The sequence below is a fragment of the Polaribacter reichenbachii genome, assembly GCF_001975665.1.
GTDB lineage: Bacteria > Bacteroidota > Bacteroidia > Flavobacteriales > Flavobacteriaceae > Polaribacter > Polaribacter reichenbachii.
Genome location: NZ_CP019419.1, coordinates 1,895,691 through 1,917,228 on the forward strand (window position 1 = coordinate 1,895,691; position 21,538 = coordinate 1,917,228).

12 protein-coding genes and 1 tRNA gene are annotated in these 21,538 nt (G+C 30.3%); 8 read left to right on the top strand and 5 right to left on the bottom strand.

The window, feature by feature from the left end; translation table 11 throughout:
* Positions 1-7 precede the first annotated feature (7 nt).
* The 4 genes from BW723_RS07855 to der all read right to left on the bottom strand — a co-directional run bounded on the left by BW723_RS07855 (position 8) and on the right by der (position 6,705).
* Positions 8-1,621: a glycosyltransferase family 2 protein gene (locus BW723_RS07855; RefSeq protein ID WP_068356442.1), complete on the bottom strand. Its 1,614-nt coding sequence runs from the start codon at positions 1,619-1,621 to the stop codon at positions 8-10.
* Complete coding sequence (locus BW723_RS07860; protein ID WP_068356439.1) at positions 1,621-3,129, bottom strand: tetratricopeptide repeat protein; 1,509 nt, start codon at positions 3,127-3,129, stop codon at positions 1,621-1,623. Before BW723_RS07860 ends, BW723_RS07855 begins: the two co-directional genes overlap by 1 nt.
* A gap of 225 nt (positions 3,130-3,354) precedes the next feature.
* Positions 3,355-5,304, bottom strand: coding sequence for a leucine-rich repeat protein (locus BW723_RS07865; RefSeq protein ID WP_068356436.1), 1,950 nt, complete (start codon positions 5,302-5,304; stop codon positions 3,355-3,357).
* A 90-nt stretch (positions 5,305-5,394) separates the two neighbouring features.
* Positions 5,395-6,705: a ribosome biogenesis GTPase Der gene (der, locus tag BW723_RS07870; protein ID WP_068356433.1), complete on the bottom strand. Its 1,311-nt coding sequence runs from the start codon at positions 6,703-6,705 to the stop codon at positions 5,395-5,397.
* Between the two features lie 80 nt (positions 6,706-6,785).
* On the opposite strand from der, the gene BW723_RS07875 reads away from it, so the two are divergent.
* Positions 6,786-7,310 carry a hypothetical protein gene (locus BW723_RS07875; protein WP_068356430.1) on the top strand — a complete coding sequence of 175 codons (525 nt, stop codon included), beginning with the start codon at positions 6,786-6,788 and terminating at the stop codon, positions 7,308-7,310.
* Here BW723_RS07875 and era read toward each other — a convergent pair.
* Positions 7,307-8,191, bottom strand: a complete 885-nt coding sequence (gene era, locus BW723_RS07880) for a GTPase Era (protein ID WP_068356428.1) — start codon at positions 8,189-8,191, stop codon at positions 7,307-7,309. The genes BW723_RS07875 and era overlap by 4 nt on opposite strands.
* A gap of 111 nt (positions 8,192-8,302) precedes the next feature.
* Here era and BW723_RS07885 point away from each other — a divergent pair.
* The 7 genes from BW723_RS07885 (at position 8,303) to BW723_RS07915 (ending at position 21,512) form a co-directional block, all read left to right on the top strand.
* Positions 8,303-8,375: transfer RNA gene (locus BW723_RS07885), tRNA-Met, on the top strand.
* 493 nt (positions 8,376-8,868) lie between these two features.
* Positions 8,869-11,679, top strand: coding sequence for a helix-turn-helix and ligand-binding sensor domain-containing protein (locus tag BW723_RS07890; RefSeq protein WP_068356421.1), 2,811 nt, complete (start codon positions 8,869-8,871; stop codon positions 11,677-11,679).
* A 219-nt stretch (positions 11,680-11,898) separates the two neighbouring features.
* The gene (locus tag BW723_RS07895; RefSeq protein WP_068356418.1) at positions 11,899-14,901 is read left to right on the top strand and encodes a SusC/RagA family TonB-linked outer membrane protein; all 3,003 of its coding nucleotides are present in this window, start codon (positions 11,899-11,901) and stop codon (positions 14,899-14,901) included.
* Between the two features lie 10 nt (positions 14,902-14,911).
* Complete coding sequence (locus BW723_RS07900) at positions 14,912-16,396, top strand: RagB/SusD family nutrient uptake outer membrane protein (protein ID WP_068356417.1); 1,485 nt, start codon at positions 14,912-14,914, stop codon at positions 16,394-16,396.
* A gap of 12 nt (positions 16,397-16,408) precedes the next feature.
* Positions 16,409-18,457 carry a PKD domain-containing protein gene (locus BW723_RS07905; RefSeq protein WP_076686351.1) on the top strand — a complete coding sequence of 683 codons (2,049 nt, stop codon included), beginning with the start codon at positions 16,409-16,411 and terminating at the stop codon, positions 18,455-18,457.
* A 10-nt stretch (positions 18,458-18,467) separates the two neighbouring features.
* Positions 18,468-20,132, top strand: coding sequence for a glycoside hydrolase family 16 protein (locus tag BW723_RS07910; RefSeq protein ID WP_068356411.1), 1,665 nt, complete (start codon positions 18,468-18,470; stop codon positions 20,130-20,132).
* Positions 20,133-20,231: 99 nt separating this feature from the next.
* Positions 20,232-21,512: a glycoside hydrolase family 2 TIM barrel-domain containing protein gene (locus BW723_RS07915; RefSeq protein ID WP_083139536.1), complete on the top strand. Its 1,281-nt coding sequence runs from the start codon at positions 20,232-20,234 to the stop codon at positions 21,510-21,512.
* Positions 21,513-21,538: the final 26 nt, after the last annotated feature.

Consider the following 21,538-nt stretch of genomic DNA (forward strand, 5'->3'; position numbering starts at 1 on the left):
TTATATTTTAATTATTTTTAATTTTAAATTTTTTATCGTCTGTTATTGTTATTCTGTTCCAAGCATTTTCTGCTTTAATAAACAAAGATTTATAGGCAGCGACTATACCACCTATAAACTGTAAAAATGCTATCATCGCAAAACCTATCATTCCCCAGGTTTTTTCTGCTGTAAGAATAAGTTCTGATTGAGAAATATAATATCTTCTTTCAATATAAACTCCTACAAGCATTAAGATAAATAAAATACAGTAAATAATTAATGGTTTTACAAATGGGCTCATAAATCCTTTAACAGCTACTTTTGCTGTTGGTATATAAGGAACTTTTTTATTAATTATCGATAAATAAAAAGCATAAGTATACACAGGCCAACAAGAATATTTTAAAACCATACCTCTCCAATGAATACCTCTTTCTGTTTTTTTATCGCAGAAAAAACTTTGAGCATGTGCATAAATAAGTATCGCAATTAAAATGATAGGACTACCTAATATCAAAAATTCACTAAAGTCCATACTGGCTGGAATTATTTTTGTTGCAAAAAATAACATTGGTACAAAAATAAAGAAAGCTGTCATTGGACCAACTAAATAATAAGTACCTATAGATATATAAGATATTTTTTGCCAAAAAGTTAATCCTTTAGAAGCTTTTGGAAATTCATCAAAAAGCATTTCATAAACACCTCTTGCCCATTTTAGTTGTTGTTTACAATACGAAGTAAAGTCCTCTGGAACTAAACCACGACTAACAATTACGGGATTATATATAGATTTCCATCCTTTTGAATGAATTCTGATAGAAGTATTTAAATCTTCAGACAAACCGGTTGCATGACCTCCAATACTTTCTAGAGCTTTTCTTCTAAAAGTACAATTAGCACCAATAGCTACTGCACCACCATAACCAAATAAACCCATTTGTGTAGGTCCGTAAAATGTATAAGTTTGTTCTGCAGCTCCTTGTGCGGTTAAAGAACGAAACATATTGTAATATCCTTGACTTACTTGAACAAAACCTACTTTTTCATCTTGGAAAAAACCTAAAGTCTGATCAAGAAAATTAGGAAAGACAATATGATCTGGATCTAATACAAGAATATAATCTTCATTTGTTTTTTTTAATGCTTCATTAACTTTACCTGCTTTTGCTCCAGGAATATTAACTAATTCTAACCAAACAACTCCATATTGTTCAGCTAACTCTTTAAAAGCAATATCTTCAGTATCATCAAGTAAATAGGTTGTGTGAGGATAGTTTAAGTTTTGTAATGCTTTAAAAGTATTTTCGAACATTGATAAAGGTTCTCCTGGAGATGATGTAGTAAAAACTGCTACACTTAAGTTTTTATCTGGTGTTGGAACTTTTTCAGGTTTTTGAATACGTAAATAATTTATCCAAATTAAAGCTACTCTAATAATTCCATATCCAAAAAATAGGCTCAAAATAATGAATAAAAAAAGGTTTTCAACGTGCTCTGCTCTAAACCACCATTCCATTAAATTAAACATACTTATAAAACCTGCTATTGTTAGTCCTAAAAAGACAGCTTTATCTATACTAGTTACTTTTTTAGCTTCCTTAAACTTCCACAAATCATCATGTAATTTTGCGCTCATTAAATTTTGAAATTTATACCTAGGTTAATGTTTTTTCTGCTATAGAAGAATGTTTCTTGATCTATATAAGTGATATTTGCAATAAAATTATTTGAAAAATTATATTTAATACTTCCAGTATATTCTTTTGGGGTAAAAGTAGCATCATAAAAACCACCAATCTCTGTTGTGTTAGATGTGGTTGTAACAGGATAAGGGTTTCTTATATTACCAATAAAACCATAATTTACTTTTGCTTCTAGTGATATTTTTTTGCTAGGCTTGTAATTTATAATAAATATACCTGAGTGTATTTCTTGTTCTTCTGGTGTAAAATAAGGATTATACACACCTACACCTTGGTTGTCAAAGAAAAAAAGAGTGTCTTCTGAATCTGTATAATTAAAGCTATATCCTATTTGGAAATTTAATTTTTTAAATTTTATAGGTTGCGATAAAATCCAACTACCAAACGATTTTATGATATTATCATCATAAAACATTTGATGGTTGTACCAAGAATGCAAAACGATCCATTTATTGCTATAATCTATTTCGCCAAAAAGGCTTTGATACGTTAAATTAATAGAAGTACTAGCAATTGTACTTAGTAAGTTGTTTTTTGCATAACCAACTTTTAAGAACGTTTTTTTGAATAAATCTTTTGTGATGCTTAGACCCCCAATCCAATCAGATTTGTCAGAATGATTTATATAGATACCTCCAAATGCATTTGCTGTAAGTTTAAGCTTATTAAAATAAAATTGATTTTTTAATTGAATAATTAAAGCGTCTTCATTTTCTGGTGTAAAACTATATCTTGATACTTCTAATTGAGGATTTAAAAATCGTGAAACATATTCACCTACAACTATATGACTTACAAAATAATCTAAAGGTTGAGAATCTGTTTGGTATTCAAAATTAGCCTTAATATAAGTTGCGGTTACAGCGGCTATTTCTGCCTCTAAATTTTTTGTATAATCGCTGTTTGGGTAAATTTCATTGATTTTGGTAATTAACCTTCTCGATTTTTTTATGTCTCCTTTCCAAAAATTAATGTTGGCTTGCATCATTAAGAATTCTATATTTTTAGAATTCTTATCTAAAAAACGAGATAAAATAGTTTCAACCTTATTTATCTTACCAATTTTATATAAAAAACGAGCATAATCTAATTGTAAATCTTTGTTGGTAGCATCAATAGAAATGGCTTTTTTAAACTTATTATCTGCTTCTGAGTTGTTATTATTCATAGACAAAGCATAGGCATAGACCCAGTTTATATATTGGTTGTCAGAAAATTTATCATAGTGTTCTGATAAAAATAAAACTGCATTATTGTATTCTTTTTTTGAAATATATTCTTTAGAAATTGCAAGTATTTCTTTTGCACTTTTTGTGTTATTTATTTCTTTCTTTAAAGAGGAGGGATTTGACTGATTTTGAGAAAAAACAGCAATATTTAAAAAAAATAAGAAGAAAACAGTAGTAGTTTTTAATACATTTTCTACCCTTGTTATATTCATAAATATTTATTTAATGGGAATTATTATCTATCAAAATATTAATCAACTAGTATTATAATCTTAAGTCAAAGAAACAAATATAAATATTTATATTTAGAAAACTTATTAAATTCTAGTGGGGTTTTAGTTTCTCTAAAATCATTTTAATTTAAGGTGCTTCTAATTTTTTTTCTCAGAAACACCTTTATAAATGGATACTTTAAATTTTAGTACTATAAGAAAAAATTATAGTCCACTTACTGTACCAAAATTTTTCCAAACATCGCTTGCTTTGTATGTCTCAATAGAAGATGAAGGTACCTTTAATGTAGCATTATCAATAGATACATATTCAAAAACATTGGCTTCTATTGTTAAAGGCGTAGTTATGTCTACTGTTACATTTTGCAAACTACCACAATTATTAAATGCATTGTTTTCAATAGTTGTTATGCTACTAGGTATAATAACATCTGTTAAACTAGTGCATTGAAAAAAAGTATATTCTGCTATATTAGTTACTGTATTTGGTATTGGAAAACTTGTTAAACTAGAACATAAACCAAAAGCAGTTTTTCCAATGCTAGTTAAGGTACTAGGAAAATTAACTTTTGTTAAACTACTACAAGCGTAAAATGTGTTTTCTGGAATGGTGGTAATACCTTCAGGAATTGTAATTTCTGTTACACTATTACAGCCTCCAAATGCGCCATCTTTTATAGTGGTTACAGTATTAGGTATGTTAATTTCAGTTAAGCTGCTACAGTTCCAAAAAAGGGTAGCTTCTATTGTTGTTAAACCACTTGGTAAATCAAGGTTTTTTAAGCTGAAACAATTTCCAAAAGCTGCACTACCAATACTTGTTACACTACTAGGTAAACTGAGATCTTCTAAACTAGCACATCCATAAAAAACAGCATTTCCAATATTTGTTACACTATTAGGTATAGTTATATCTGTAAGATTAGAGCATTCATAAAATAAATTGTCTGATAGGCTTGTAAAATTATCAGGAATTACGGCTTTTGACATATTAACACATAAACCAAAAGCAGAGTCTTCAATACTAGTTACTGTATCTGGTATAGTAATTTCTTTTAAAACTGAGCATGCATAAAATGCAGAATTACCAATTGTGGTTATATGACTAGGAATATCATAAGTTTCTAAATTGTTACAAGCATAAAAGGTAGCTTCAGGAATTTTTGTATAACTAGATGGAAAAGTTACTGTGGTTAATGAATTGCAATAACCAAAAACTGCTGAACCCATATCCTCATTTGCCACACTATCTGGTATGGTAACATTATTTAAACTGCTGCAATAGTAAAATGCAGAATTACCAATACTTTTTATGGTAGAAGGTATGGTAATAGAAGTTAAACTTTCACATCCAAAAAAGACATTTTCAGCTAAATCTTCTGTTGATGAAGGGATATCTATTGATGTTAAACTTTTACATTGCCCAAAAGCAGTATGTTCTATGTTTGATACAGCATCTGGTACATCAATACTTGTTATTCTCGAAGAATCATAAAAAGCTAACTGACCAATACTAGTAACACTTTCAGGTATAGTAACGCTTATTAAGTCATAACAATACGCAAAACCTTCGTTGGCAACACTTGTTATATTATAAGTTAAATCAAATTGATCTATTGTGCTTGGTAAATCTAATGCACCTGATGGGCCAGCTTCTGAGCTTTTTTCTATAGAAACTTCTTTATTAGCTACATTTGTAATGGTATATTTAAAATCACCAATATCAAAAGTGGTACCTACTGCAGGGCCTGTTGCTGCGATAACTACAACAGAAACAGTTGCAGAAGAAGTATCTCCATCACTATCAGTAATTGTATAATCGAAAGTATCTGTACCATCAAAACTAGCTTCTGGTGTATAATCTATGGTGTCATCCGTTGGGTCGTTTGCTGTGCCTTCAGTATTTACAACAACAGTTCCTCCATTAGCTGTACTTGATGAAATTACAGAAATTGCTCCTGTATTAGGGCCATCATCACCAAAGTTATCGTTGTTTAAAACGTCAATGTTAATAGAAGTGCCAACATCTGTAGAAGCTGAATCATTTAAGGCATTTGGAGTGTCGTTTAAATCTTCTTCTTCAGTTCCAGCAGGGCTTGTACATGAAGCAAAAGCTAAAAATGTAATTGCGAGAGCGTATAAAAATTTTCTCATTATTTTTGTTTAAGGGGTTGATAACAAAGGTATTTAAATATTCGTTATCTCAAAATTTTTTTTATTTTATTTGAATTTATTTTAATGTAACTATTTCTGTCTAAAGTAAATAGTTATTGGTACTCCAGAAAAATTATAAATTTCTCTAAGTTTATTTTCTAAAAATCGTTTGTAAGGATCTCTAACATATTGTGGTAAATTACAGAAAAAGGCAAACTGAGGTGTTTGAGTAGGTAACTGCATACAGTATTTAATCTTCACAAATTTTCCTTTAATAGCAGGTGGTGGGTTGTTTTTAACAATTTCTAACATTGTTTCATTGAATTTACTTGTAGAAATTCTGTTTTTTCTGTTTTCAAAAACTTCTACAGCAGTTTCAATGGCTTTAAATAAACGTTGTTTTGTTAAGGCTGATATAAAAATAATAGGCACATCTGTAAAAGGTGCAATTTGTTCTTTTACTTTGGCTTCATAATCACGCATTGTATTGGTTTCTTTTTCAACCAAATCCCATTTATTAATTAAGATGATAACGCCTTTTCTGTTTTTTTCTGCTAACCAAAATATATTTTGATCTTGACCTTCAAATCCACGAGTGGCATCAATCACTAAAATAATAACGTCAGAATATTCTATAGAACGTACAGCACGCATTACAGAATAAAACTCTAAATCTTCTTTTACTCTCGATTTTTTTCGGATACCTGCAGTATCAACCAAATTAAAATCGAAACCAAATCTGTTGTATTTTGTATCAATAGAATCTCTAGTAGTACCTGCAATATTGGTTACAATATTTCTGTCTTCCCCAATTAGAGAATTAATAAATGATGATTTTCCTGCATTTGGGCGCCCAACAACAGCAAATCTCGGTAATTCTTCTTTTTCTAAATCTACAGCTTCTGGTTCTGGCATTTTTTCTGCAAGCGCATCTAATAAATCTCCAGTACCTGAGCCATTAATAGAAGCAATTGTATAATATTCGCCTAAACCTAAATTGTAAAACTCTACTGCATCAGGTTCTCTCATTGCATTATCAACCTTATTTACAACTGTAAAAATTGGCTTTTTAACTTTACGTAAAAGTTTAGCAACCTCAGCATCCATAGGCGTAATACCATCTTCTACATTCACTACGAAAACAATTAAATCTGCTTCATCGATAGCCAGATTTACCTGTTTTCTAATTTCGCCTTCAAAAATATCATCAGAACCTTTTATATATCCACCAGTATCTATCACAGAAAATTCTTTTCCATTCCAGTCAGATTTTCCATAATGTCTATCTCTTGTAACTCCGCTAACAGAATCTACAATAGCTTCTCTTTTTTGTACCAATCTGTTAAAAAGTGTCGACTTTCCTACATTTGGTCTTCCTACAATGGCAACAATGCTATTCATTTGATTTGTAATTTTTTGCAAAGATACGATTTACTAAAGGATTTTAATTGTAATTTTAAGGGGTTGTAAAATAGATTTCTATGGATAAAAAATTAAACCTATTGATAGAAAAAAGAAATAGCGAAGTTTTTCTAAGACCAAGGTTTACAATCGATCTTGATAAGAATTGTAAAGAAATACTTGAGCGTTTTTCTGATGCATTAAAAAATGAAAACTCAAGCATTATTGGCAATATTGTTGATGGTCATGTTTTTATAAAAGTTTCTAAGAAAGAAGAACATTTTTGGTCTCCTCAATTGCATTTAGAAATCATAGAAAAAACATCAGAAAGCTCATTTTTAAAAGGGTTGTTTGGTCCTAAACCTGCAGTTTGGACACTTTTTATGTTTATTCATTTTGTAATCGGAATTTCATTTATTGCTTTTTGTATGCTATTATATACAAGAGTTTCTTTAAATGAATCACTTTTTTTTCCTGTATTAATGATGATTGTTTTACCGATAATATGGTTGCTTCTGTATTTTTTAGGTAAAATAGGAAAAAATACAGGTAAACATCAAATGAGAAAATTACATAGCTTTATGATGCAAGTAATTGAAAATTAATTCTGATTATAACCAAAACGTTTTAATTGATTCTTATCACTTCTCCAGTTTTTATTCACTTTTACATAGAGCTCAATAAAAACTTTTTTCTGAAAAAAGCGTTCTAAATCTTTTCTAGCTTCAGCGCCAATTCTTTTTATTGCAGTTCCTTTGTGTCCTATAATTATTCCTTTTTGAGTATCGCGTTCTACCATAATTATAGAGCGAATTCGAACAATATTTTCTTGTTCAATAAATTCTTCTGTTTCAACTTCTACAGAATAAGGAATTTCTTTTTTGTAATGCATTAGAATTTTTTCTCTAATTTTTTCATTTACAAAAAAGCGTTCAGGTTTATCCGTTAATTGGTCTTTAGGGTAAAAAGGAGGTCCTTCTGGTAATAGTTCAATTATTTTATAGAAAACAGCTTCTACATTAAATTTTTCTAAGGCAGAAATTACATAAACAAAAGAATTTGGTACTTTTTCTCTCCAATATTTAATTTTTTCATCAACTTCTTCTTTGTTCGATTTATCAATCTTGTTTAATAAAAGTATAACAGGAATTTTACTGTTAATGATTTTGTTGAAAAAAGCTTCATTTTTTAATGCAGTTTCTCCAACTTCAACCATATATATTAAAACATCAGCATCATCTAAAGCAGATTTTACAAAATCCATCATAGAGGCTTGCAATTCATATGCAGGTTTTATGATTCCTGGAGTATCAGAAAAAACAATTTGATATTCTTCGTGATTAACAATTCCTAAGATTCTATGCCTTGTTGTTTGTGCTTTTGGGGTGATGATAGATAATTTTTCACCAACCAAAGCATTCATCAAAGTAGATTTACCCACATTAGGATTTCCTATAATATTTACAAAACCAGCTTTATGTATCATAAAACAAAGATAACTTGTTTTCTGTTTTGTCTTTAAATTTATGCTGAAAAAAAATAAATGAAATAAAGTTTGGATAATAGTTTCTTTGTGTTGTATCTTTGCAGTCCAAATCGCGGGATAGAGCAGTAGGTAGCTCGTCGGGCTCATAACCCGAAGGTCACTGGTTCGAGTCCAGTTCCCGCTACTATTTTAAAGCACAAAAAAGCGGATTGTTTATTACAATCCGCTTTTTTGTGCTTTAAAGTTTTATAATACTTAATAGCTCGTCAAGACTAATCGTTATGTTTAAATAAGGAGTTGGTTAATCTAAAGAGAAAGAGCTCTATATTTCTTACTCCTCTAAATTGGGGCTTAAAGCTTTGAATTAGGAGTTTAGTATTCTGTGTTCGGTTTGTTTTACTTTTTTATGTCAATAAAAGTTGGATTTTTGTTTTTTTTAAGTTTAATAAGTGTGTTTAGAAATGAGTTCTTGCTGATCTAAATATATTAAAAAATATAATATTTAGGTAAGCTTAAATTATTTGTAGTTATAAATATTTTATTTATTGTTTAGTTATTTAAACGAAGATAAGTAATGAAAAAATAACTATACAAATAATGATTTAATTGTTGAAAAATGCCTATTTTACTGATTTATTTTAAATTAATAACCAAACAATTTTTTAATATTTACAATTATGTGTAAGCCTTCGATTTTATTTTTTGTTACATTCTTAGTATTTATTAGTATTGGTTTTTCACAAGAATTACCGCCAATAAATTCTTTTAAAATTGAAGATTATGAAGCTGGAAATCAAAATTGGGCAATCTCTCAGGCAGATAATGATTTTATTTATGTAGCTAATAATAATGGTTTATTAGAGTACAATGGTGCAACATGGAATTTGTACGAAACACCTAACGAAACAATTATGAGGTCTGTTAAAGCATATAAAGACAAGATATTTACAGGTTTTTATATGGGTTTTGGTTATTGGCAAAAGAACGATCATGGTATTTTAGAATATTATTCTATTGTAAATGCTCAGCATGTAAAAATGATAGAGGACGAACAAATTTGGGATATTGTAGAATTAGATGGATGGATGTTGTTTAAGTCTCTACAAAGAATTTATTTGTATAATTTATCAAACAAAACAATTAAAGTTGTAAAAACTAAAAATAGGGTTAATACTTTGTCTAAAGTAGATGATGTAATTTATTTTCAAGATAACAAGCAAGGGTTATTTATGTTAGAGAATGGGATGCCTAAATTAGTTTCCAATCATAGGGTTATTAAAGAAAATTTTATTGTTGATGTTTTTAAAAAAGATAATAAACTATTGTTATTGACTCAAGAAAACGGTTTTTATTTTTTAAATAATAAACGTGTAGAGAAATGGGATATTCTTTCAGATTCTGTTCTTAAGGGTAAAAAGATTTATAGTGCTAAATTATTAAAAGATAATAGCTTTGCGTTGGGTACTGTTTCAGATGGAATAATTAATATTAATCAATTTGGTGAAACTAATTATCAAATAAACCAAAGTGAAGGTCTATTAAATAATACAGTTTTATCTGTTTTTGAAGATAATGATAGTAATATTTGGTTAGGTTTAGATAAAGGTATCAATTGTGTAAATAACACATCTCCAATTAAAATTTATAATGAAAAAAACGATTTTTTAGGAACTATTTACACATCATTAATTTACAATAACAATATTTATTTAGGTACTAATCAAGGTTTATTTTATAGAGATGTTAATACCAATAAGCCATTTAAATTTATAGAAAACACACAGGGGCAAGTTTGGAGTTTAACAGCAATTGATGGTAAATTATTCTGTGGTCATGATTCTGGTACTTTTATTGTAGAGAATAAGAAAGCTAGAAATATTTTTAATAATACAGGTACTTGGCAGTTAATTAAAATAGACGATAATACTATATTACAAGGGTGTTATAAAGGTTTGTTTGTGTTAAAAAAAGAATACGGTAAATGGAGCTTAAGAAATAAAATAGAAGGGTTTAGTAGTTCGAGTAAAAGATTTGTTTTAGTAAATAAGAATAAGGTTTTAGTTAATCATGCGTACAAAGGTGTTTTTAAAATTACTTTAGATGATGGTTTGTTAAAGGTTTTAAAATTAGAAGTAGATGCTACAGTAGCTAAGGGTAATCTCTCAAGTATTGTTAATTATATGGGAGATATTTTGTATGCCAATAAAGAAGGGGTGTTTAGGTATAGTAAAATTTCAGACTCTTTTACTATAGATAGTGTATATACCAAATTGTTGTCTACAAATTCGTATTTATCAAGTAAACTGGTTCATAATTATAATGATAATAAATTATGGTTTTTTTCTAAAGATTACATAAAATATTTATCGCCAGGTAAATTCAATAATAAGCCAATAGTAAATAAAGTTTTTATTTCTCAAAATATATCAAAAGCAGCGTCTGGGTATGAAAATATTATTCAATTAGAAAACGATCGCTACTTAATTGGTACTTCTAATGGTTATATAGTTGTAGATTTAGATAAAAAACATAACTCTAATACTTATAATGATTTTAATGTATGTATAAATAAAATAAATTCTTTTAAAACTGATGAACCAAAACAAGCCATAAGTTTAACACAAAAAACTGAATTTGATTTTGTTAATAATAATCTAGAGTTTTTTTATAGTGTGCCTTTATATGATAAAACGCTCAATACTAAGTATCAGTATCAGCTAGAAGGTTTTAATAAAGATTGGAGCCAACCTTCGTTTTCGAATTCAATTACTTTCGAGAATATTTCTTTTGGCGATTACACATTTAAAGTAAGAGCTATAGTTGGAGGGCAAATTAGTAGTAATGTTAGTAGTTTTAGCTTTAAAATAAATAAACCTTGGTATGTTTCTAATGTTTTTGTTGTCTTATATGTTTTAGTTTGTTTATCTGCTTTTTATCTAGTCCATGTTTTTTCTAAAAGATATTACAGAAAACAAAGAGAAGAGTTAATAGAAAAAAATAGAAAAGAATCAGAATTAAAAGAATTAGAGAGTTCAAAAGCAATAATTAAGCTAAATAATGATAAGCTTAGAAATGATATTGAAAGTAAAAATAGAGAGCTAGCAACTTCTACAATGAATATTATTAAAAAGAACGAGTTTTTAAATACTATAAAAAACGAATTGGTAAGCGGAGGTGATAGAAGTATTACGAAAGTTGTAAATATTATCAACAAGAATTTAAATAATACAGATGATTGGAAAATGTTTCAAGAAGCATTTAATAATGCAGATAAAAAATTCTTAAAAAAAGTAAAACAAAAGCACCCAAGTTTAACTCCAAACGATTTAAGACTTTGTGCTTATTTAAGGTTAAATTTATCATCTAAAGAAATTGCTCCTTTGTTAAATATTTCTCCTAGAAGTGTAGAGGTAAAAAGATATAGGTTAAGAAAAAAGATGGAATTACCTCACGATTCTAACTTAACAAATTATATTTTAGAAATATAATACCCAAACATTTTAGTTTTTTACCCCTACAATACCACAACATTGGTAATATAGTCTTGTTTTCGGTTAATTTTTTCTATTTAATAATCCTTGTATTTATTGGGTTTTATATATTATTTATCCCTTTTTTTTGTGATGTATGTTTTTTGTAGTGGTTCTATTTGCGAATTAGCTAAAATTTAACTCTAATTTTATAACAAACTATAAATATATTAATTGATGAGAAAAAAAGTCATATTGTTACTCCTCTTACTTGTAGGTTTTTGCGTTAATGCTCAAACTATTAATGTAAAGGGTGTTGTAAAGGATGCTAAATCTGGTGATTTATTGCCTGGTGTTAGTATAATAATTAAAGGAACAACTATTGGTACTGAAACTGATTTTGATGGGCAATATAGTTTGTCAAATGTTACAGAAGGTGCAACTTTAGTCTTTAATTATCTGGGTTTTGCTCAGAAAGAAGTAATCGTAAATCAACAAGTTATTAATATTTCATTAGAAGAGTCTGCAGAGGCTTTAGATGAAATTATAGTTGTTGGTTATGGTAAACAAAAGAGAAAAGATGTTACAGGTTCTGTTTCTATTGTAGGCGAAGAAACATTAGAAGTTTTAAAACCTATAGATGCTACAACAGCACTACAAGGTACAACTTCTGGTGTTGCTGTTAACTTGTCTTCTGGTGCTCCAGGTGCAAAGGTTAATATTTTAATTAGAGGTGTAAGTTCAAACACAAACAATCAGCCATTAACAATTGTAGATGGTTATGAAGGTGATTTAAATAGTATAAACCCTAATGATATTGAATCAATTACGGTTTTAAAAGATGCACAAGCAGCTATTTATGGTATAAAAGGTGCAAATGGTGTAGTTTTAGTAACTACTAAAATTGGTAGTAAAAATAAAAAAGCAACTGTTAAGTACGATACTTATGCAGCCATTCAGCAAACTACTAAAAGATTAGATTACTTAAATGCTACAGAATACGCTTTAGTTTTAAACGAAGCATATGCAGCAAGTGGTCAATCATTACCATTTAGTAATGTTAGCCAGTTAGGTACTGGTACAGATTGGCAAGACCAATTATTTAACAATGCTTTATTAATGAATCATAACATTAGTTTATCTGGTGGAGGTGAGAATGTAAAGTATTTTGTGAGTGCTTCACGTACAGAACAAGATGGTATTATTGCTAAGGATAAATCTAATTTTGTAAGAAATAATATCAAATTAAATTTAGGTGTAGATATTAGTAAAAAACTGAATTTCTCTTTAATTGCTAACTATTTTACAAGTGCTTCTCAAGGTTTTGATAGTTCTTTATTATTTAACGGGTTAAATTACGCACCTACTTTTGGTCTTGATCAAGATGATACAGCTAATTTCTTAGGTATAGAGGTTGTTAATCCTTTATCATTATTAAGTAATACTTATGGCGAAAATAATGGAAATGGAATTGAAGGTAACTTTAAATTAGAATATAAACCTATTGAAGGTTTAAATGTTACATCTAGAGTTGGTTATAAAATTTATAACGAAAAACAAAGATCTTTTACGCCAATTCAAGATTATGGATCTAGTAAAGTTTATAATAAAACACAAAGTTCAGTTTATCAATTTAAAGCAACTTCTACAAGAGTACTTTGGGAAACCTTTGCAACATATACCAAAACCTTTGCAGAAGATCATAATACAAGTTTTACGGCAGGTACAAGTGTTCAGAACGATTTGTTTGATGGTATTTATGCAACAGGTTTTGATGTGCCAAATAACTCGTATGATTTTGCAGACATTAGTTTAACAAATTCTCAAAGCGAGCAGAGAAGTATTAATACTGGTAATAGCGATATTAGATTAACGTCATTTTTTGGTAGAGCTCAATACGATTATAAAGGGAAATATTTATTTTCTGGTTTAATTAGAAGAGATGGGGCTTCTGTTTTTGCAGAAGATCAAAGAGTAGATAGTTTTTGGTCGGTAACTACAGGTTGGAAAATTTCTGACGAAGACTTTTTAAAAGATAACGAAACGATTTCTTTCTTAAAATTAAGAGCAAGTTATGGTACACTAGGTAATTTAGTTGGTGATAATTTATACAGATCTTTATTAAATGGAGAAGGAACTTATGTTTTTGACGGTTCTTTAGTAGATGGTACAGCTCAAGGAGGTTTACCAAACCCATTAGCAACTTGGGAAACTGCAGAAAAATTAGATATTGGTTTAGATATTAATTTATTTGATGACAAATTTTCAATCGTTGCAGATTATTTCGAAGAAACAAGAAAAGATTTATTAATTCAAAACTTCCCAGTTTCTGGTTTATTAGGTTCTGGAGCTGCAGGTGGTGCAAATCCAACAGTAAATGCTGGTACTTCTAAAAACACGGGTGCTGAATTGGCAATTAACTATAAAGCCATAGCATCAGATGATTTAAATTTAAATTTTGCTTATAATGTAACGTACGTAAAAAACAGAGTTACAGATGTTTTAGATGATGCTTTTGTAGAAGGAGGAACTTTTGCTATTGGTAATCTAGCACCTTCAAGAATGGAAGTTGGTCAGCCAATTGGTTATTTCTACGGATTAGTTACAGACGGAATTTTTCAGACACAAGCAGAAGTAGACGCGCATCCTTCTCAATCTGGTTTAGGTGCTTCAAGTACTTCTCCTGGAGATATCAGATATAAAGATACAAATAACGATGGTGTTGTAGATTTTGATGATAGAGTTAATATTGGTAATCCTCAAGCAGATTTTTATATGGGCTTTAATATCTCAGCAAAATATAAAAATTGGGATTTTACAACTTATTTATACGCAGAAATTGGTAAAGATATGGTTAGAAACTTCGAACGTTTTTTACCAAATGTTAACAAACCTGCCTATTATTTAGATAGATGGACAGGTGCAGGAACAAGTAATTCTGTACCAAGACTTACAAACGATGCAACTAACAATAAGTTATTTTCAGATTTCTTTGTAGAAGATGCTACTTTCTTGCGTATGCAAAATATTCAATTAGGTTATAATTTTGATACAGAATTATTAGAGAAAGTAGGTTTATCTAAAGTAAGATTATATACTTCTATAAATAATTTATTCACTTTAACAGAGTATTCCGGTTTTGATCCATCTATTAATGGTGGTGCAATAGGAGCAGGTATTGATTCTGGTAACTACCCATCAGCAAGACAGTTCTTATTAGGTTTAAATGTTACATTTTAAAATATAAAAGATGAGAAATTACAACAATAAAATAAAATTAGGAATCATCTTTATGGCAAGCTTATTCATTTTAAGTGCTTGTTCAGATGAATACTTAGACAATTCTAAAATTTACGCAGAAGATTCTGAATCATTTTTTAATTCAGAAACAGATTATTACAACGCTTTAGTTGCAGCTTACGATCCTTTACAATCTACATTTATTAATGTTTTAATGGGCGAAATTGCTTCTAATAACACACTTTGTGGTGGTGAGAGTGCAACAGATGTTCCTGGGTATCAGCAAATAGATGATATGACACACACACCTGTAAATGCACAACTTCAAAATCTTTGGAGCTGGATGTTTGGTGGCGTAAATAGAGCAGCATATATCATCGAGTTTCAAGATAAAACCGATTTTTCAGGCAAAGAAGTAATTATAGCAGAAGCTCGTTTTTTAAGAGCATACTACAACTTTGAGTTGGTAAAATGGTTTGGCGATATTCCAATTAAGCCAGAAGGACGTTTTGTTTTAGGTGATGAAAAAACGATTCCTAGATCTCCAACTGCAGATGTTTATGCACTAATAGAACAAGATTTAGAATATGCTGTAGCAAATTTAAATTACACAGCACCACAAACGGGTAGAGCAACAAAGGGTTCTGCGCAAGCATTGTTAGGTAAAGTATATTTATTTCAAGATAAGTTTGATGAATCTGCAGCTGTTTTAGAAAACCTAATTCAAAACGGAGGTTATGTTTTAGAATCTGATTATAATACAATTTTCGAATTTGCTGGTGAAAACGGATCAGGAGCTGTTTTTGAAGTGCAATACACAGATATAGAAGGTGCAGGTTTCGAGTGTTTACAGTGTAGTGAAGGTAATGTAGCAGTAGGTTTTCAGGGAGTTAGAGGTTATGACGGAGATTTATTTACATCTGGTTTTAGTTTCAATGTACCAACACAAGAAGTTGTTGATGAGTTTGAAGCTGGAGACAATCGTAAAGATGTGGCTATTTTAGATATAGAAGCTTGGTCTACATCTACAGGCGCTGCTTATACAACAGGTTATGAGCATACAGGTTATTTTAATAGAAAATATTTACCTAGAAAAAGAAGTGCTGATGCAGCAGGAGATTTAAATCTTACAAATCCTAATAACTACAGAGCAATTCGTTATGCAGATGTTTTATTAATGGCTGCAGAAGCTTACAACAGAAAATCGAGTCCAGATGATGTTAAAGCAAAAATCTACCTAAATATGGTAAGAGAAAGAGCTTTTGGAAATGCTGATAATAACATTACAACAACTGGTACTAACTTAACAGCTGCAATTTATAAAGAAAGAAGAGTAGAATTAGTTGGTGAAGGGCATCAATTTTTTGATTTGGTAAGAACAGGTAGAGGAGCTCAAATACCAGGTTTTCAAACTGGTAAAAATGAAGTATTTCCTATTCCGATAGAAGAAATACAGTTTTCGCAAGGAAATTGGTCGCAAAATGATAATTATTAATTTTTAAGAAGCATGAAAAAACTGAAAACAATATACAAAGCATTAATTATATTTTTAATGATTAGTGCGTGTACAGAAGATGATAGAAGTTTAGACTTCTTAGATAATATTGCAGCTCCAACTAATGTGGCAGCAGTATATAGTGTAGCACAAGATAATTCTGGTTTAGTAACTATTACACCAACTGCAGAAGGAGCAGTTTCTTTCGATATTACTTTTGGAGATGGAACAGCAGAACCAGAAAGTATGGAAGCAGGAAAAAGTGTACAACATACTTATCAAGAAGGTACTTATCAAGTTACAATAGAGGCACATAATACGAAAGGAGATTCAACAATAGCAACGCAAGAATTGGTAGTATCTTTTAATGCTCCACAAAATTTAGTGGTAGTTTTAGAAAATGATGCATCAAAATCTAAGCAAATAAATGTTACAGCAACTGCAGAATTTGCAACAATATTCGAGTTTTATTCTGGAGAAACAGGAGTAGATCAGCCTGTGGCAACTGCAAATATTGGAGAAGCTATTGCTTATCAATATGCAACTGCAGGTACATACTCAGTTAAAGTTATTGCCAAAGGAGCTGCAATAGAAACAGCAGAATACACAACAGACTTTGAAGTAACAGAAATTTTAGCACCAACAAATGCTGCAATTACACCTACTAATAGAGATGCCGCAGATGTGGTATCAATTTTTAGTGATGCTTATACAAATGTTACTATAAACGAATTACCAACAGATTGGTCTTTGTCTAATTTCGAAGCTACAACTATTAATGGGAACAATGTTTGGTTATTAACAAACTTAGATTTTTTAGGTATGGTAACCAATTATGACGCAGGTATAGATGTATCAGCAATGGAAAAATTACACATAGATTATTGGGTGCCAGAAGGAGTAACTAATGAGTTTTTAGTGAAAATTGTAAACACTGTAGATGGTGGAGAAGCTGAAGAATCTTTAGGAACAACAGTTGGTGGTTCTTGGCAAAGTATAGACTTAGATATGACTGGTTTTGATGGTGGAAATCTTGCTAATAAAACTAAAATAACACAAATTTTAATTGATGCAGTAGATGTAGAAGGAGTTGTTTATGTAGATAACTTTTATTTCTATAAAGAAAGTACAACACCAGTTTCTGGAGTAACACCAATCACTTTCGAAACAGATTATGAATTAAGTTCGTTTGATGGTGGAGCTGCTTCAGTTGTAGCAAATCCAGATACAAATGGTAATACATCATCTTCAGTTTTAGAACTTGTAAAAAATGCGGGTCAACCTTGGGCAGGCTCTAAAATTACAATTCCAACTACGTTCGATGTTTCTAATACAACAGTAACAGCAAAAGTATGGTCTCCAAGAGCAGGTTTAAATTTATTATTAAAATTCGAAGATGCTACACCTTGGCCAAATACAATTGCATCCGCAGAAATTACAGCTACAACAATTGGTGCAAACGCTTGGGAAGAATTAACCTTCGATTTTTCTGGAATAAGTACTACTGTAGATTTTAACAATCTAGTTTTAATTATGGATAATGGAACAGAAGGAGATGGTTCTGCTAACTATACTATTTATTTAGATGATATTTCTTCTACACCTATGTTAGATTTTGAACCAGAATTTGAACTAAGTTCTTTTGATGGTGGTGCAATTTCTGTAACTGCAAATCCAGATACAAATGGTAACACGTCTGCTATGGTTGCACAACTAGTAAAAAATGCTGGACAACCTTGGGCAGGTTCTAAAATTACGGTGCCTTCTCCATTTAGTTTTACAAACGGAACAAGTGTTAAAGTTAAGGTTTGGTCGCCAAGAGCAGGTTTAAATTTACTATTAAAATTTGAAGATGCTACTGCTTGGCCAAATACAATTGCATCCGCAGAAATTACAGCAACTACAACTACAGCAAATGCTTGGGAAGAGTTAACATTCGATTTTTCTGGAATAAGCACTTCTATAGATTTTACAAACTTAGTTTTAATTATGGATAATGGTACAGAAGGCGATGGTTCTGCCAATTACACTATTTATCTGGATGATATATCACAATTTTAAAATATAAAATATGAAAAAACTTAAAAATATTTATATAGTTTTATTTTCTATGTTGATGGTCTTTGTGGGTTGTCAAGAAAATAACTATCAGTTTGGTGAAATAGTTACACCAACCAACATCTCAATAACAGCAGAAATTGTAGGTGTAGATTCAAGCAATCCTTATGGAGATGGTAGTGGTTCTGTAAACTTTACAGCAATTGCAGATAATGCATCATCATATGTGTTTTATTTTGATGGTATAGCAGAAAAATCACCATCAGGTGAGTTAAGCAAAAGATTTTCTAAAGTAGGTGTAAACGTGTATACAGTTGTTGTAAAAGCAAATGGTACAGGTGGTTTATCATCAACAGAAACCATAGAAGTAGAGGTTTTTAGTTCATTTACAGATGAAGAAGCAGAAAACTTTTTAAGTGGTGCAAATATTGGCGATAGCAAAAAATGGTATTGGCAAGCAGATAAAGATGTTCACGTAGGTTTAGGACCAGTTACTGATGATTATGGAAATGGAGAATTTGCATATGAAGCTTGGTGGAATGGAATTAAAGCTTGGGATGAAGAAAAAAGCTGTATGTACGATAATGAGTTTGTGTTTACAAGAACTGCAAACGGACTTACATTTGAGCAAACTGTTGGACCAGCATTTGTACCTGGTACATATGCAGATGTTTTAGGTGTTGCAGGAGATACTTGTCATGATGATACAGTAGCTACTTCTATGTTTGGTGTAAAAACAGTTTCTTTTGGGCCATCTACATCAAAAGCAGCAACAGAAGGTTCTTACAATAACGAGCCTTATAGAGGCACTACTTTCGAAATTTCTGAAGGTGGATTTATGGGTTGGTTAGTAGGCTCTAGTACGTATGATATTATTTCAATTTCTAATGATGAGTTAATTGTTAGAATTATTCAAGATGGAGATGGTTTTGCATGGTATCATAAATTTACATCAACAAAACCAGTAGAAGGTGCTGTAAGTTATACTTACAATGATTTAGTTTGGGAAGACGATTTTAATACTGATGGCGCACCTAATACAGCAAACTGGACCTATGATTTAGGTGCAGGTGGTTGGGGAAATGGAGAAGCACAAACCTACACAGACGAATTAGAAAATGCGAAAATAGAAAATGGTTCTTTAATTATTACAGCTAAAGCTGATGGTAGTGGAGGCTATACTTCTGCAAGATTAAAATCTCAAGGATTACAAGAATTTACCTATGGTAGAGTAGAGGTTAGAGCAAAATTACCTGCTGCTCAAGGTACTTGGCCTGCAATCTGGATGTTGGGCTCTAATTTCCCTGATGTGGGTTGGCCAAAATGTGGCGAAATTGATATTATGGAAATGACAGGTCAAGATAAAAATACCACTTTAGGTACTTGTCATTGGTTTGATGAAGCAAGTCAATCTAAAGCAGATTATGGAGAAACAACTGCTATATCTAATGTTGATTCTGAGTTTCATTTGTATACTTTAGAGTGGACAGACACTGCCATAAAAATTTATTTAGATGATGTTCCTTTTTACGAATTAACAAATAGCTCAGATTTACCTTTTAATGCAGATTTCTTTTTAATTCTTAATGTAGCAATGGGTGGTACACTTGGTGGTACTATAGATGCTGGGTTTACAGAAGATACTATGGAAATTGATTACGTAAAAGTGTATCAATAATATTTTTATTTTAATTGGTTTAAATAAGGTCAGTTTATATTGACTGGCCTTATTTTTTAATGCTCACATCAGTTTTAGATCTTTAATTAATTCCTTCTTATGAAAAGCACTTTTATAGCCTTATTTGTTTTTTTCTTTACTCTAAATTCTTGCGCACAAAGCAATAATGTTGCTGTTGTAAGTAATAAGCAAGGCGTAAAATTAATGGTTAACGGAAAAGACTTTTTTATTAACGGAATGAATTGGGATTACTTTCCAATAGGCACAAATTACGAATACAGTCTTTGGAATCAATCAGAAGATTTTATAGAAAAAGCACTAGCATCAGAAATGAGTCTATTGCAAAAAATGGGCGTAAATACAATTCGTGTCTATGCTGGTATACCTCCAAAATGGATTACTCATATCTATAAAAACTACGGAATTTACACCATGTTAAATCATTCTTTTGGTAGATATGGAAACACAATAAATAACCAGTGGATTCCTGTTACAGATTACAGAAACCCAGAAACTCAAAAGGGTTTATTATCAGAAGTTACTAAAATGGCTAAGACCTATAAAGATACTCCAGGATTACTTTTATTCCTTTTAGGGAATGAGAATAATTATGGACTTTTTTGGGCAGGCTCAGAAACAGAAGACTTTCCTGATGATGAAAATCAAAAAAGAGAAATGGGCGAAAAAAGAGGGAGACCAATGTATAAACTCTTTAATCAAGCAGCTAAATTGATGAAAGAAATCGATAAAAATCATCCTGTAGCTGTTTGTAATGGAGATTTATTATTTGCTGATATGTTTGCTGATGAATGCAAAGACGTAGATATTTTTGGTACAAATATGTACAGAGGTAAATCTTTTACAGATGCGTTTTTAAGAGTAAAAAATGAAATTAACAAACCCATTCTTTTTACAGAGTTTGGCGCAGATGCGTTTAATGCTAAAACCAATTCAGAAGATCAAAAAATGCAAGCGTATTTTATGATAGAAAACTGGAAAGAAATTTATTTAAATGCAGCTGGTTTAGGAAATACGAACAACTCAATTGGCGGATTTACTTTTCAGTTTAGTGATGGATGGTGGAAATATGGACAAACTAAGAATTTAGAAATTCACGATAAAAATGCTTCTTGGTCTAGTGAAGGTTATCATTTCGATTTTACAGAAGGTAGCAAAAATATGAATGAAGAATGGTTTGGTATTTGTGCAAAAGGTGCAACTAATAAAGATGGTTTTTATCAATTAAAACCAAGAGTTGCTTATTATGCAATTCAAGAAATACATCAATTAAATCCTTATAAAAAAGGAGTTACAGCAAAAACTGTATCAAATTATTTTAAAAATATTCAGGCAAAAAATACGGATTTAAATAAAGAGTAAATATAAAAATTGATAACATAGATTAT